The organism is Pedobacter sp. 01N416 (assembly GCF_056399685.1).
The window spans coordinates 1-16219 of sequence record NZ_JBFTRT010000080.1; the positions used below are offsets into that span (position 1 = coordinate 1).

At 38.9% G+C, this 16219-nt stretch carries 11 protein-coding genes and 1 pseudogene; 1 reads left to right on the forward strand and 11 read right to left on the reverse strand.

Annotated features, from left to right (window positions below; translation table 11 throughout):
• From AC1DND_RS06715 to AC1DND_RS06735, 5 genes and pseudogenes are all read right to left on the reverse strand, one after another.
• Positions 1–202, reverse strand: a pseudogene (locus AC1DND_RS06715) (acyl-CoA dehydrogenase family protein); the annotation flags it as partial.
• A 185-nt stretch (positions 203–387) separates the two neighbouring features.
• Positions 388–741 carry a four helix bundle protein gene (locus AC1DND_RS06720; protein ID WP_477580148.1) on the reverse strand — a complete coding sequence of 118 codons (354 nt, stop codon included), beginning with the start codon at positions 739–741 and terminating at the stop codon, positions 388–390.
• 107 nt (positions 742–848) lie between these two features.
• The gene (locus AC1DND_RS06725) at positions 849–2024 is read right to left on the reverse strand and encodes an acetyl-CoA C-acyltransferase (protein WP_477580150.1); all 1176 of its coding nucleotides are present in this window, start codon (positions 2022–2024) and stop codon (positions 849–851) included.
• Between the two features lie 150 nt (positions 2025–2174).
• A complete protein-coding gene (locus AC1DND_RS06730) occupies positions 2175–4580 on the reverse strand; it encodes a 3-hydroxyacyl-CoA dehydrogenase NAD-binding domain-containing protein (protein ID WP_477580152.1) in 2406 nt (801 codons plus the stop codon).
• A 76-nt stretch (positions 4581–4656) separates the two neighbouring features.
• Entirely contained in the window at positions 4657–5091 is a 435-nt protein-coding gene (locus AC1DND_RS06735; RefSeq protein ID WP_477580154.1) for a MarR family winged helix-turn-helix transcriptional regulator, read from the reverse strand.
• Positions 5092–5200: 109 nt separating this feature from the next.
• Between AC1DND_RS06735 and AC1DND_RS06740 the strand changes: the two genes are divergently transcribed.
• A complete protein-coding gene (locus AC1DND_RS06740; protein WP_477580156.1) occupies positions 5201–6178 on the forward strand; it encodes a hypothetical protein in 978 nt (325 codons plus the stop codon).
• A 318-nt stretch (positions 6179–6496) separates the two neighbouring features.
• Here the strand turns inward: AC1DND_RS06740 and AC1DND_RS06745 are convergent, their stop codons facing one another.
• From AC1DND_RS06745 to AC1DND_RS06770, 6 genes are all read right to left on the reverse strand, one after another.
• A complete protein-coding gene (locus AC1DND_RS06745) occupies positions 6497–7819 on the reverse strand; it encodes a DUF6089 family protein (RefSeq protein ID WP_477580158.1) in 1323 nt (440 codons plus the stop codon).
• A 403-nt stretch (positions 7820–8222) separates the two neighbouring features.
• Positions 8223–9932: a DUF885 family protein gene (locus tag AC1DND_RS06750; protein ID WP_477580160.1), complete on the reverse strand. Its 1710-nt coding sequence runs from the start codon at positions 9930–9932 to the stop codon at positions 8223–8225.
• A gap of 116 nt (positions 9933–10048) precedes the next feature.
• Positions 10049–11908, reverse strand: a complete 1860-nt coding sequence (locus AC1DND_RS06755; protein WP_477580161.1) for a GAF domain-containing protein — start codon at positions 11906–11908, stop codon at positions 10049–10051.
• Entirely contained in the window at positions 11826–12257 is a 432-nt protein-coding gene (locus AC1DND_RS06760) for a hypothetical protein (protein WP_477580162.1), read from the reverse strand. Before AC1DND_RS06760 ends, AC1DND_RS06755 begins: the two co-directional genes overlap by 83 nt.
• Positions 12258–12339: 82 nt before the next feature.
• Positions 12340–14061: a gamma-glutamyltransferase gene (gene ggt, locus AC1DND_RS06765; protein ID WP_477580163.1), complete on the reverse strand. Its 1722-nt coding sequence runs from the start codon at positions 14059–14061 to the stop codon at positions 12340–12342.
• Positions 14033–15808: an AMP-dependent synthetase/ligase gene (locus AC1DND_RS06770; protein WP_477580165.1), complete on the reverse strand. Its 1776-nt coding sequence runs from the start codon at positions 15806–15808 to the stop codon at positions 14033–14035. Before AC1DND_RS06770 ends, ggt begins: the two co-directional genes overlap by 29 nt.
• Between the last annotated feature and the right edge of the window lie 411 nt (positions 15809–16219).

Sequence of the window (16219 nt, forward strand, 5' to 3'; positions counted from 1 at the left end):
GTGTTGGCATTAGTTCAGGATCTTCCTGTTTGTCAATTTTATCTAAATTGGGATAAACCTCAGMCGCCAGAAAATCGCGACAGGTTTGTGCAATCATCTGCTGCTCTTCATCAAATTCTTCAGGGATAAATACTTCCTGATAAGTGGTATCCTTAATTAAGAATTCACCGCCTTTAATTGTCTTTTTTTCAGTTGTTTCCATTGTTTTAGTATCTAGTAGCGAGTATTAGGTATCAAGACAAAGCTTAACACTAGATATCACTAAATTTCAATATTATGCAGCTATTATCAGGCATCAAAACTGTGTTCAAAACTTGATATCGCTTTATTATTTTTTCTATTATTTCTTTTATTCAATCTGGACACTTTATACTCAAACCTTAATGCTTATACTTTGATACTTCTATCCAAAGCATAAACCATTTTTTGAATCTCAGTAGTTTTCTCAATCAAATCGGCTGATAATTCATCATCTAGTAATTCAAGTCGGTTTGAAATAATCAATTGTGTCTCTAACTCAAAAGCTGAACCTTGGCTTATGTTCAAAAAATATTTGAATTGAGTACCACCTCCTCTACCAGAACCCTCAGCTATATTTGAAGAAATTGATACCCAACATCTTTTCATTTGTGAAATCAATCCAAATCTTTCTTCATTCGGCAAGAGTGATGTCGCTTTATAAACTTCAACAGCTAAGTCGATTGATTTTTGCCAAACTTTTAGTTCTTTAAAATTATGCATATGCTTTAGTATTAAATTATGAATACAAATATGTCTGGGATGATTTTATAAACTTGTTTACACTTATTATTCAATCTCGATACTTGATACCCACATCTTGATACTAATTACAACAACTCAAATATCCCCGCTGCACCTTGCCCGGTTCCTACGCACATGGTTACCATTCCGTACTTTTTATTTTGTCTTTTTAGCTCATTCGTGATCTGTACGGTAAGTTTTGCTCCTGTACAACCCAGCGGATGCCCTAATGCAATTGCACCACCATTTACATTAATTACGTCGGGATTTAAATCTAATGTTCTGATTACGGCTAACGATTGTGAGGCAAAAGCTTCGTTCAGTTCAATTAAATCGATATCCTCTTTTTTCAAACCGGCTTGTTTCAACGCTTTTGGAATTGCCTCAATTGGGCCAATCCCCATAATGCGTGGCGGAACACCCGCAATACCATAACTCACCAACCTGGCAATCGGTTCTGCATTTAATTCTTTCATTTTCTTTTCAGAAACCACTAGCACAAAAGCTGCCCCATCAGATGTTTGCGATGAGTTACCAGCAGTTACACTTCCAACCGCATCGAATACGGGCTTCAGTTTCGCCAATTTGTCTAGAGTAGTATCTGCACGTGGACCCTCATCGGTATCAACCACGTAAGAACGTGTTTTCTTTTTAAGGTTTGCATCGAGGTAATTTTCGTTTACTGTGATTGGCAGAATACCGTCTTTTAAATGACCGTTTTTTATAGCGTGAATAGCTTTTTCATGAGATTTTAACGAAAAAGCATCTTGATCTTCACGGCTCACATTATATTCTTTAGCTACTGCTTCGGCGGTTAAGCCCATGCCCCAATACCAGTCTGGATTGTTTTTTGCAACTTCTGCATTTGGTACAAGCTTCCAACCTCCAAAAGGCATTCCACTCATCACCTCTACCCCACCTGCAATAATACAATCGGCCATGCCAGCCTTAATTTTGGCAACTGCTGTAGCAATGGTATCTAAACCCGATGCACAATAGCGGTTTACCGTAACACCAGGAACTTTATCAGTATCCAAACCCATTAGCGAAATCATACGGCCAATATTTAAGCCTTGCTCTGCTTCTGGAGTAGCGTTACCCACAATTACATCATCAATCTGTTCGTTATCTAAATTCGGAACCGATGCCACTAAAGCCCTGATTACTTCTGCGGCTAAATCATCAGCTCTTGTAAAACGGAATACGCCACGGGGTGCTTTGCCCACTGCTGTACGATATCCGGCTATAATATATGCTTCCATTATTTTTAGTATTTTTATGGCAATAGCCAATATTATCTTTTTAATTTTTCGCGTTCGTCATGCTGAACTTGTTTCAGCATCTATCCTGGAAAGACCCTGAAATAAATTCAGGGTGACGTCGCAGAAACCCCATATATTTCTATGTATCCATTAATTCCTCAACGGTTTCCCCTTAGTAATTATCGACTGGATCCGCTCTAACGATTTCCGCTCACCTGCAAGTGATAAAAAGGCTTCTCTTTCCAGATCCAATAAATATTGCTCCGTTACTTCTGTTGGAGCCGATAAGTCGCCTCCAYACATCACATAACCTAATTTTTCGGATATTTTTTTATCGTGTTCAGAAATGAAATGTCCCGCATACATGCTATTTGCACCAGCATAAACAATTCCTAAACCTTGCTTTCCTAATACTTTGATATCGTTGCGTTGTACAGGCTTCGTATAACCGGCATCAGCCAATTCTATTGCTTTAGCTTTTGCATCGGCCAATAAGCGGTTCCGGTTCATTGAAATCGAGAATTTATCCTTTTGCAGATAGCCCAGCTCGTAAGCCTCGTAACCAGAAGTAGAAACTTTCGCCATTCCGATGGTTAAGAAACGGTCTTTCAAAGCATTTTGCACAATCTGATCATCTTTATACTCATCAGAAGCACGCAAAGCAAATTCTTTTGTTCCGCCGCCACCAGGGATAACGCCAACACCAAACTCAACCAAACCCATATAGGTTTCGGCCGAAAGCTGAACGTGATCGGCATGTAAACTGAATTCGCAACCACCACCCAGGGTTAAATTATGCGGGGCAACCACAACCGGAATAGAAGAATAACGGATGCGCATCGAAGTATTCTGGAACATTCTGATCGCCATATTCAATTCATCCCACTCCTGCTCTACCGCCATCATAAAAATCATACCCACATTTGCACCGGCAGAGAAATTTGCACCATCATTGCCGATTACCAAACCACGGTAATCTTTCTCGGCCATATCAATCGCTTTGTTTATTCCAGAGATCACATCCCCGCCAATGGTATTCATTTTGGTGTGGAATTCTACATTCAGAATGCCATCGCCCAGATCGATAATCGAAACACCTGAGTTTTTCCAAAGGGTTTTATTTTCGCGGAGGTTATCCAAGATGATGAACTCATCGGTTCCTGGTAAGGCTTTATAACTTTTAGAAGGGATATCGTAATATTTTTTAACGCCATCTTCTACTTTATAGAATGAAGTATTTCCGGCATCGAGCATTTCATGTACCCAAGCCGCAGCTTTATTGCCATATTGCTCCATTCCTTCGATGGCTTCTTTTACGCCAACTGCATCCCAAAGTTCGAAGGGGCCAAGCTCCCAACCGAAACCAGCACGCATGGCATCATCGATACGGTACAATTCGTCAGAAATTTCAGGAATTCTATCTGATACATATTCAAATAAACCAAATGAAGAATGGCGGAACAACTCGCCCGCCTTATCTTTTCCTTTGGCAAAAATCTTCATACGCTCACGAAGATTTTCAACCGGTTTAGTCATTTCTAAGGTAGCCGATTTTACTTTTTGCTGTGCTTTGTATTCTAAAGTTTTTAAATCAAGCGCCAGGATTTCGGTTTTACCATCGGCAGATTTGGTTTTTTTATAGAAACCCTGTTTGGTTTTATCGCCAAGCCATTTGTTCTCTTCCATTTTTTGCACGTATGCTGGAAGTTTAAACAAATCGTGTGCTTTATCATCCGGACAGTTATCATAAAGTCCTTTTGCTACTTTGATCATGGTATCTAAACCCACCACATCCGAAGTACGGAAAGTAGCCGATTTTGGTCTACCCAAGGCTGGTCCGGTAAATTTATCAACCTCTTCTACTGTCAAATCCAGTTTTTCAACTAAATGCAAAAGTGCCATGATGGAATAGACACCTACACGATTGGCAATAAAAGCTGGAGTATCTTTACATAAAACAGTTGTTTTCCCTAAAAACTTATCGCCATAATGCATCAGAAAATCAACAATTTCAGGTTGCGTGTGTGGTGTAGGGATAACCTCTAACAATTTTAAATAGCGGGGCGGATTAAAAAAGTGTGTACCGCAGAAATGCGATTTAAAATCATCACTCCTTCCTTCAGCCATTAAGTGGATTGGAATACCAGAAGTATTCGAAGTAATCAATGTGCCCGGTTTACGGAACTGCTCTACCTGCTCGAAAACTTTTTTCTTGATATCAAGATTTTCGACCACGACTTCAATTACCCAATCGTAACCGGCAATTTTCGGCATATCATCGTCGAAATTTCCAGTTTTGATCTTATTTAATGCTTTTTTGCTATAAACTGGCGATGGATTGGTTTTTACGGCCGTTTGCAAAGCTGTATTAACAATCCGGTTTTTTACAGCTGGATTATCCAATGTTAATCCTTTTGCCTGCTCTTCGGGACTTAGCTCTTTGGGGGCTATATCTAACAACAAAACCTCTACACCAATGTTGGCGAAGTGGCATGCAATACGCGACCCCATAATACCCGAACCTAAAACTGCAACTTTATTAATGCTTCGTTTCATTATCTATTTGCTTTTCATTAGTCTGATAGAATCATTTATGTAGCAACCTACCAAACAGATTTGATTGTTATATTTGTTAATCAACAGTATAGGCTACCGTGATATCATTTAGTTTTATCAATAGGTTAATAAAAGTCTCTTTCTCCTTTTTAGAGAAATGCTCATCGAGATATTCATTAAATTTTCGAACAACACCTTTAGCCAATTGTTTTTTCTCTTTACCGAAATCAGTTAGAAAAACCTTTACCGATCGTTTATCACCTGCGGATGTTTCACGGTAAATAAGGTTGGCCTCTTCCATATTATTTAACATACGGGATAAACTGGTTGCTTTAACCCCAAGTAAGCCTGCTAAATTTGAAACCGCAGTTCCCTCGGCATCATCTATATTAATAAGCATATAACCAATGGCCTGGGTAATCCCAAAACCAGATGCCATTTGATTGTACTTATTAAACATATTTTGCCAGGCAAACTTAATGTGGTAATCTATGGTTTGTTGTTGTTTCATTTTGCTAATTTATTATGCTTGCATAACAAAGCTAATGAATGTATTTTGTTAATGCAACAGAAAAATTCAAAATATTTGTCAAATTTTTCTTATCATAGTCAAACACAAAATGAAAACACTTAATATGTTAAAAGCTAGAGGAATTCTCTTATTTAGCCTATTTATTTTATCGGCTACAATTTGTAAAAGTCAGGTATCTTATTTCGGAGCTGCTCTTTTAAACAGTCAAAAATTAGAGATATTTAAAAAAACAACAACCTTGTTTACTTTACAGTATGCGGATTATGCTGAATTAGAAAAATTTGATCGGGCCATTAAAAAAAACTGGACGATTACACCTTATAAAATTATTAAACCCGAAGAACTTGCCCGTTACGATACGCTTTCAAACTATTCGTTCTTCTATTTCGATGGTTATGCCAATAAGCTGGATAGCACCAAAAATGTAAACGTAGTTTACGCATTAAAGCTGGTTAGTCCATCCAAAAAACCTAAAACAAAGGAAGAAAGTGTATTTGCGACGGTTACACTTTTTGCTGATCGGAGTACCAATCTTCAAATAGAAATTCAGGACATTACTACTGGCTCGAAAAGGGCGATAAGAAATAACCTTATATCAACCCTTTACAACAAGTCGAATTTTCTCAATTGGTCGCCAGGATTTTTAACAGGGTATTTAAAACAGATTAATGATGGATTGCTCGCAAACAAGGATTGTAATTTAGATTACCAGTTTTACAATAAAGTACGTTTACCAGAATTAACAAAAGAAACGCTGTATGTGCCTGAGTATATTAAGCAGGTATTCTCATCCAAATTGACTCTTTTGCCTCAATCGGGGGTAGTTTTAGAACCTTATAATTATAAACTCAAATTTGTATCGTACAAGGAATTGGATAGTTTAATTTTGAATACTGAAACGAATATTAAGTATGTAGTTTACACTCAACGTTCTAATGATAAAATAATCAGTGTTTATGATAGCAAAGACGATAAAATCATTTACCAGCGTTTTTATCCGCAATCACCAAATTTTGAAATGAATGATTTAAGCGAAATCAAAAAAGTAATTGTTTCGCTTAAATAAAATGAAAATGCAATTAAACAATAGTGCCGTCACCCTGAATTCATTTCAGGGTCTATTGGCTAGAAAGATGCTGAAATAAATTCAGCATGACGATCGAGTAGAAATCTAGTACAAATAAAAATCTATTTAAAACAAAAAGCTCTGGTTTGCACTAATCTGGTCTTAGTGTCTCATGAAGACATTAAAAAATGCTAACATAACATTACAGAACTATCTTATGTCGTAGCGAGACGCGACGACTAGCATTAGGTGGTTTTAGCATATAAAAAAAAGCGCCCCAATAAATTCGGGGCGCTTTAATATGTGTGTTAAAACAGACTAGTAAAGGGTAAACTCTACACGACGGTTTTGTTGACGACCAGCCGCTGTTTTGTTGGTAGCAATTGGTTGACCCATACCATAACCTGTAGCCTCAATACGTGATGCATTTGCACCTTGAGAAACTAAATAAGCTTTTACAGATTCTGCTCTATCTTTTGATAAACGCAAGTTTAATTCTTTTGAACCTGTATTATCTGTGTGGCCAGCTAATTTTAAGCTAAAGTTTTTCTGGATTAATAATGCAGCAACTCTGTTTAAAGAAGCATAAGATTTAGAACGGATGGTTGCTTTACCTAAATCGAACTCTAAGTTTTTAATCGCTTCGTTAACAACTTTACGATCTTCTTCGGTTACGATTACTTTCTCTACAACTTTTTCTGGAGTTTTTAACGGACAACCAGAACCATCAACAACAGTACCAGCTGGTGTATCTGGGCATTTGTCTAATTTATCTGCAACACCATCGCCATCTGTATCTTTCAAGATGTCGTTCATTTCTGAACGTAGTTTTGCATTTTCAGCTTTTTGAGCGTTTAAATCAGCTTTTAAACCTTCTGCAGTTTGTTTTGCTTTTAAAGCTTCATCGTACGTTAAAGCTACCGGATTGTGGAAAGCCAATTGTTTTCCGCTACCTAAAGCAAACTCTAAACCAGCGTAAGCGTAGTTATATTTATCGTTTCCATTTTTATAATAACCGTCTAAGTTATCACCATCAACAAAGTTGATAGTCCAGCCTAAATCTAAATTAACCGCGTCAGAAATTTTAAATTTAGCCCCTAAGCCTACAGGAATAATCAACTCATTGATGTTATCCCCACCATTAAGTGTCGAAGTTCCAGCTGCTGTAGTAATGGTCGGTTTGTAGGCCGCGATACCAGCACCGGCAGAAGCGTAAAGCTGTAATGTATTCTCTTTTTTAAACATATCAATATTGAACATGTTTACTACAGCATTTAAACTTCCTGAATAAGATAACTCTGTATCGAATGCTCTTACTGGAGAGTTGTTTACCAAACCACTTTCGTAAGGCTCGGTATTATCTCCCTTTAATTTACCACGAACTCCATCTAAACGAAGAGAGAAATAAGGTGTAAATTGTTTTTTAATGTAAAGGCCATAACCTAAACTTGATTTGTTATTACTGAAATCATTTTTCCCACCTAATGGTGACAATGGAGTAAGTACACCAGCGTTTACACCGATAGACCATGTTCTGAACGTTGTTGCGGAAGTTGCAGGGCTTTCTTGAGCTGAAGCAACCGACCCGATGAGTAAACCAGCGAGTGCAACTGGGAGTGTTTTAAATAGTTGTAGTTTCATAAATTTTCTTTTAACGTTGAATAAGCGTTGGCACACGTATTGCAATAGCCATACCAAAAATACAAGCATGTAAAAATACTTATCAACTTTTCAACACTAATCGCCAATGCAACACACAGGCAAACTAAAAAATAAGTTATAAATAGTAAACGCCTGGCTTTTAATCCGCCTCACCTTATTAATCTTCCAAAATCAAAATCTTTAGTTTCGGACTTTAGTACCCCTATTTCCTGTTGACATTTTACGGGCGGAGGTAATTGTCGGTACCCTTCTTGTTAAAATAGATCAATGCCAATTTATCAGACAGGGTAAGTCGCTCCTGCAAATTATGGGTAAATATTTTTCACTCCTTTTTTTGATCATCTATTGCCTCATGCCGTAGCACATCCGCCAAAATTGTATACTATTTGATATCGCCGGCAAATTTCCATTGGGTACTGAAATTTTCGGGTAATTGCTGGTTGGTTAACAAGGCCCTTACCATTTCTACAGGCATATTATTTTCGYGGAGTATGCGATTATGAAACTGAATATTGGTCATTTTACCACTTTGTACCAGCTCTTTGTGCAATGCCCTGAACTGTAATCCACCTAACATGTACCCAATTTGGTATAATGGCCCATAACCTCCGGTAAACGATCTACGTACCTCTGCTTCTGCGTTAGCACGTTCAAAACCAACACGATCTACCAAAAAATCGATACACTGCTGAGGTGTCCATTTGCCTAAATGGTAGTTCATTGAAAAAATGATACGCGCACAACGGTGCATGCGCCAAAAAAGCATTCCAATTTTATCTTCAGGAGATTTTGCAAAATTCTGGTCCCACAGCAACATCTCCCAATACAGCGACCAGCCTTCCGTCCAGAAAGGTGTACCAAATACTTTGCGATAAGGCTTGTAGCGGCTTTGCATAAAATACTGAAGGTTGTGCCCGGGAATAAGCTCATGAAAAACTACAGCTCTGGAAAAATGCCTGTTATTGCCACGTAAGGTCATCATTTTGGCATCCTCGGTCATGTCTTCTGTTGGATAAGCAATTAATACGGATTCGCCACCTAGAAAAAACGGCGCAAATAATTGCTCCTTCGGACTTAGCATGCGCATGCGCCAGCCTTCTTTAGCCAGGGCTGGAATGGCGATGAGTTTATTTTTCTCTACAAAGTCTATGGCTTCATTAGCCAGTTCATAAACCAGTTCAGGCTGTTTCCCCAATTCAGGATAATCTGTTTTTACTTTTTCAAGTGCTTTTTTCCATTCGTTACCAAAGCCCATTTGTTGCGAGGCTTTAAGCATTTCGGCATCACACCAGGCAAATTCTCTCATGGCAATGGCCTCAATCTGCTCAGGAGTATAAGCAATCATCTCATCCTTTAAGCTGCTTAATAAAGCTATTCTTCCTATCGGATTGCCAATAATGCCACTTCCATCGTCTTTGGCATTTGACGGCTTAGCTATTTTACCCAGTGCAGCAGCATAATCCTTTACGGCATCTACTACATCAGGATAAACTGCTTTGGTGGCTTTGGTGAATTGCGGATCGTAGCCATCATAAAACTTATAAGCTTCGGTAAATACAGCCAGATATTGATTAACGGTTTCCTGCGCCCAAGAAGCCTGTACTGGCGTAACTGCCAGGTCTTTGTTTTCTACTGCTTTTGTGGTTTTCTGAATAGCTTCTTTCAGTTGTTCGAATTGTTCTTTGGTAATTTTACCATCTTGTTGCTGGCCAACTCTTCGCTTTGCTTCAAAATCCAACAGTATTTTGGCAAAAGGCAAAGTAAAAATACTGCTTCTAAATTCGGCGTAGTGCTGTTGCAAACTTGCCGAATCTGATCGGATATCGCGTTTAAGCAAAATATAATCTACCCTTTCATTTACAGTTAGCTTGTTAAAAGGCAATGCCTTTAATTGTTTTTTCCATTCAGCATAAAAGCGTTCCATCCGCTTAAAGTATTCTTCCGATCGCTTGAGCGTATATTTACGGTTTAACATGGTCTCGTCTGATTGGTATTGATTAATCAGCGGACTCACCAGGCTGGCTTCATTAGTTTGAGCGTGTAATTGTACTGTAACTGTTAGAAATAAAAACAGCGAAAATAGTTTGCGCATAGCGATTGGGGCATGTTTGATTAGCTAACGCAATATAGCTAAACCGCCAAATATTTGCAGAGGGTGCCTGTGTAACTTATTGAAGATATTAGACTAAGGAAGTCCAAATTAAATGTTTAAAAAATAGTTAAGCGCAATGCCTTTAATCCACTTAGTCCCTGTAAATCTTCCAAATCAAGATCTTCAGTTTCAGATTTCAATACGCCAGTTTCCTGCAGATATTTCACAAAGGGCAGGTAATCGTCAATATCTCTTTTATTGAAATAGATCAGTGCTAGTTTATCGGGCTGGGTAAGGCGCTCCTGCGAATTGCGAATAAGTATCTTATCGATCCTTTTTTTGATCATCTGATACCTGATATTGTAAGCGCCTTCTACATCGAACTTCCGCTCGTCGATCCTAAAACTAATGTCTATTGGATGGTTATGGATAAAGATAAGTTGTGTGGTGGCCAACTTAACGGCCAGATCGGGCTGGAGCTGCTGAACCATTTTGGCAATTTCAGCCATTGATGATAGTTGCCATAACCGTAGATTTTTAAGATGGAAGTGATTAAAAATCCGATCAGGAGCGATAGACTGCCCGATATAAATATCGTATTCAACACCATCTGTCCTGAATTTTTCGAAATAACAGGGATAAGAATCCTGCAGTTTTTCGCGTTCACTTTCAAAATAATTGTTAATGGCTGTATTAATCAGCTGCATAGATGTTTCCAGCGCCTGACGGTGTTTATACACTTCGCCATGAGGCACCGAAATGCGGTCGAGATATTTACCGATTACCTTTTGGGTATCAGGATGCGATTGGGAGATGAGCTTTAGGTAATCGCTGGTTTCTTCTTTAAGGAAAATATTGAGGTTGTTTTCATCAGTTGTGTTCAACTCGTCGCCCTGTAAAATATCACTCCACTTGTTGCAGTTAAAAATAATTTCTACCAGCAAAGCATCGCTATAAATTTTGCTCAACTCTTCCAGCGTTTCTCGAAACAGGCTCAAGTGCAGGCTCAGATCGGCCTTACTGGCTACATTGCGTTCAGTAGTAGAATTCCTAATATCTATTGCGCCATAAAAGGGATAAACGTCTGCAAAACTAATATCCTCATTACGCTGTGGCAAATTCCTTTTCTTATTGTAAAGGTGATGCCAGGCAGCTTCATTAAACTTCCACTGTACAGCAGGTTGGATAGAGGTATATTTTTCTTTGATGATGTTTTCAATCTCAAGATTAAACTCATCGATATAGACCTGTAAGAGTTGAGCAATAGGCGCTAAAACGGGCTCCAATAAAGTAATTTTTTTTTCGTCGAAAGTTTCTCCAACCCAGGTGTGCATGCCTAATACGCCAACCAAAATCTGGTTGTGAAATACAGGTAGGAGCGCCATCGATTTTACATTTAGCTCCCTAAACCTGTCTAACCAGGGAAACATCTCTTTGCTTTCGGCCCAGATATCGGGCGAGTAAAAGGAATTCGGATTTGCGGCGTAACCTTCGGCAATCTGCCGAAAAGCTTCGGGACTTAAAGTYTCTTCACCCCATACAGAAAACAACAGACCGCTTCCGCCTTTTACATACCCATAAACCATTTTGTTGTTTACCCTTACGAAAGGAAAAAGATCGAACTGGATATTGGCATTTTGCACCAGCACTTTAAGCGATTGTATCACCTCTCCATAAGCGACACCCTCACTGCCTGGCACACGGCTCAATCTTATACTTTTAATATTTTCTACCGCCTGCTTGGCAGTAACATCGGTAATGGTAAGCACCGAAATACCTCTAAGCTCAAAAAGAGTTAGTGGCAGCACCTGCTGTAGCTTATCCAATCCAGACTCGTCACTCAAATATAGTTGTAACTCCCGGTAGCTAAGATCGGGCAATGGCTGCTTAGCCTTAACTGATAAAATGCAGGCGATCATGCTGATGTTGCTCAAGCGTTTTTGACCCGGCAAAACTATTCTGATCTTTTTCTTCATGTTCAAGCAGTTCGTACATCAGCTCCGTTCCATAAAAAGTAATGGGCTGCATTGGTGCACAAAGCCCCCAGGCCTGATGGTCTTCTGTTAAAAGTGCTGGCGAAAGACAGGCATACATATGTTCCAGCAGTAATTCGTGCTGATAAATATCTTCGATAGCGATAACCTGTTCATCAATTCCCTGTTTTTTAAATTCTTTTAAGGCATTGCTATAAATGGTAGATTTTACAGTTCGTTCTTCTTTAATTTTTCGCTGCAGGTATTTGATAAAAGGGCCAAAAGAGATTGCCGAATCTACCTGGGGTAAATCTGGGTAATTTCGGGCAAGATTAAATATGCGCTTTTTCATCTCTTTAAATTTTAAACCACACAACTAATTGAATTGCAAAAGATTGACTAATGCTAAGATAAAAAATAGATGTGAGAAATCGCTACCAGCCAATGGCCTTATCATCTCCCCTTGGGTCGGCACCGCCCTGATAATTGCCCCATTTAGTTTTTAAGATGGCATCAACCCTGCCAATCGCACCTCTCGGTACAATTTTATAGCCTTTTGCTTTTAATTTTTCGAGGGTTAAACTATCGATGGCATCTTTTTCGATATACACTTCATCTGGTAACCATTGGTGATGAAACTTTTTAGCAGCCACAGCCGACTGCATCGACATATCAAAATCGATTACATTTATAATGGTTTGAAATACGGATGTGATGATGGTTGAACCGCCTGGAGTACCCACCACCATAAACAATTTTCCCTCTTTCTCTACAATACTCGGTGTCATAGAGCTTAGCATTCGTTTATTGGGTGCAATTGCATTGGCTTCGCCACCAACTAAACCGTACATATTAGGTGCGCCAGGTTTAACAGAAAAGTCGTCCATTTCGTTATTCAACAGAAACCCGGCTCCTTTTACAGCAACTAACGATCCGTAAGAACCATTTAAGGTAGTGGTAATCGAAACAGCATTTCCATCGCGGTCTACAATAGAGAAATGTGTGGTCTCTTCGTGCTCTGCCCCTTTTATTTCACCGGCCAAAACAGCGCTGCTTGGTGTTGCTGCTGCCCAGTTAAAGTTCGACATGCGTTTTTTATTATAATCGGCGCTCAACATTTGCTGTTGTGGAACAGTATAAAAATCAGGGTCGCCTAAATGTGTTGCCCGATCGGCATACACTCTTCTTTCGGCTTCTACAATTACCTGAACTGTAGAGTCTGCATTATGCCCCCACTTTTTTAATGGGAAATTTTCTACACTTTGCAGTAATTGAATCAGGGCAATACCTCCACTTGAAGTTGGCGGCATGGTAATAATTTTATAGCCTCTATAGTTGCCTGTTATGGGTTTACGCCAGGTGGCGTGATAATTTTTTAAATCTTCTTTTGTAATAAGTCCATGGCCTCGTTGCATTTCAGCCACAAGCGAATCGGCTACAGCACCTTCATAAAAACCTTCCCTACCTTTTCCCTGGATTAGTTTTAGCGTATTGCCAAGCTCTTTTTGAACCAGAAGATCATTTTCCTGCCAGGTACTTTCTAAATTTACGAAGGCCGTTCCATCGGGATTAAAATCCATAAACTTTCTATGCAAACCATTCAATTCGCTTGCCTGCCGCTTAGTAATTTTGAAACCATTTTGCGCCAAATTTATTGCCGGTTGTAACACCTGTGCCCAAGAAAGCTTCCCATATTTTTTGTGTGCCTCTACCATACCATCTACTGATCCTGGTACGCCAGCGGCTAAATGCCCAAATAAACTTTTATCTATAATTGGATTCCCAGCCGAATCGAGATACATATCTCTGCTAGCTGCCGCAGCTGCTTTTTCTCTAAAATCCAAGGCATTTATTTCGCCGTTTGCACCACGGTACACCATAAAACCGCCCCCACCTATATTCCCAGCGTTTGGATAAACCACAGCAAGTGCAAACTGAACAGCAACAGCTGCATCAACCGCATTCCCACCTTTTTTTAAAATATCTACACCTACTTGCGATGCTTCCGGATGGGCAGAAACTACCATCCCATTTTTATATTCACCACTATTGTTTTTACCCAATTGTCCGGTTACGCAACCAGCCAATAACAGCACAACGCTTAGGTATATTAACGATTTTTTTATGTTATTGAGGGGCTTTATAGTTTTCTGCATCTTTATATATTTTTTCGATTACCTCATTGTTTTTCTCGGTAATCACTTTTCTTTTCAAACTTAATTTTGGGGTAAGCTCTCCTCCATCTATGCTCCACTCTTTTGGTAACAGCGCAAATCTTTTTACCTGCTCCCATTTACCGAAACCTACATTTGCCGCTTCGACAACCTCGTTATATTTAGCTAGCACCTGTTCATTTTTAATAATCTCTTCGTTCGAGGTAAAAGTAATGCCCTTTCTTCCCGCCCAGGTTTTTAAGGTTTCGAAATTTGGAACAATCAGTGCAGAAGGGAATTTTCTATTTTCGCCTAAAACCATAATCTGTTCGATAAAAATTGATTCTTTATATTTATTCTCCAGCATTTGTGGGGCAACGTATTTACCACCTGCTGTTTTAAACATTTCTTTTTTACGGTCTGTAATTTTTAAAAAGCGGCCATCAACCAGTTCTCCAATATCTCCGGTATGGAACCATCCCTCTTTATCCACTGCCTCATCGGTTAAATCAGGTCGGTTGTAATAACCCTTCATTACCTGGTGCCCTCTGGTTAAAACTTCGCCATCCTGCGCTATTTTAACTTCCACCCCTTTAATTACTTCACCAACGGTACCGAACATGGTTCCGCCGAAATGATTAACGGTAATTACCGGTGAGGTTTCTGTTAGTCCATATCCTTCAAAAACAGGCATACCAGCCGCCCAGAAAATTCTGGCCAAACGCGGATTTAGCGCCGCTCCACCCGATACAATCACTACAATTTCACCGCCCAGTGCTTCCTGCCACTTTTTAAAAACCAGTTTACGGGCAATCCCCAATTTGAAATTATACCAGGCCCCCGCATCAATTGTATACTTTTCGGCTAAAGCTACCGACCAGAAGAAAATACCTTTTTTAATCCCCGTTAATGCTTTCCCCTTCTCCATTATCTTATCGTACACTTTTTCGAGAAGCCTTGGAACTGTAGAGAATACATTGGGTTTTACATGCTGAATATCGGCTACAATGGTTTCCATACTTTCGGCATAATAAACTCCTGTATAATTAAACAGATATAAATAAATGATCATCCGCTCGAAAATATGCGAAAGCGGCAAAAAGCTTAACCCTTTTTTAACGCCTTCGGGTATCACCACAGCCGAGTTAACAAAATTTGCCACCAAGTTATGATGCGTTAGCATTACACCTTTTGGCGTACCCGTAGTGCCAGATGTATAAATTAGGGTTAATACATCTTCGGGTGCAACATTAGCACGATATTTTTCCAAATCAATATCTGTACTCGCTTTGCCCAATTCGATTAATGTATTCCAGTTTTCGGTTTCTGTAATTTCGTTAAAACTATAAATCTTAATGGCTGGGTTAATTGCATCGGCACAAGGTTTAATTTTTTTATACAAATCTTCGTCGGCTACAAAAATAATGGCGATTTCTGCATCTTTTAAGATAAACTGGATATCGTGCTCGGCCAAGGTTGGATATAAGGGAATCTGATAGGCACCGATTTGGTTGGCTGCAAAATCGGCAATATTCCATTCAGGTCGGTTGTGCGACATTACAGCGACCCTGCCCCCTTTGCCTATTCCTTGTTTAATTAATCCGCGGCTTAGGTTATCTACGGCAGTACAAAAATCGGTTGTACTATAATTTATCCATTTTCCGTTAATTTTTCCGCTGATGAATTCTTGCTTTGGATTTTCGAGGCTATATTTCAAAAGATCAAAAACCCGTTTAATTTCTGCCGCCATATGAATTGTTTATTATTTGGTTAAGTTAAAAAATCAAACATAAAGATTAACATCTATATGCCTTTTTAATAAAAATAATACCTCGTAGTTAATAAAACGCTGTATTTACTTTTCGTAAAAAATATTTAAATAAACTTAGTGATTACAAAATTACTATGCAAGCATTGTTTTTTATCCTTATGGATTTTTACCAAAAAAACAGAAACGGCATTAAAGTTGTTAGGCTGATAATTATTTACAAAACATTTAAATTATGAAAAAGTTATTTACAATTTTAGGATGCATTGCATTGTTTGCCCTTACTACAACAAACGTTAAAGCTCAAAACTATAAAACCGGACTAGGTTTAGGCATTGACTTTGGTGATGGTGCTACATTGGTTGGTCCTTCAGTTAGGCATCACTTTAGCCC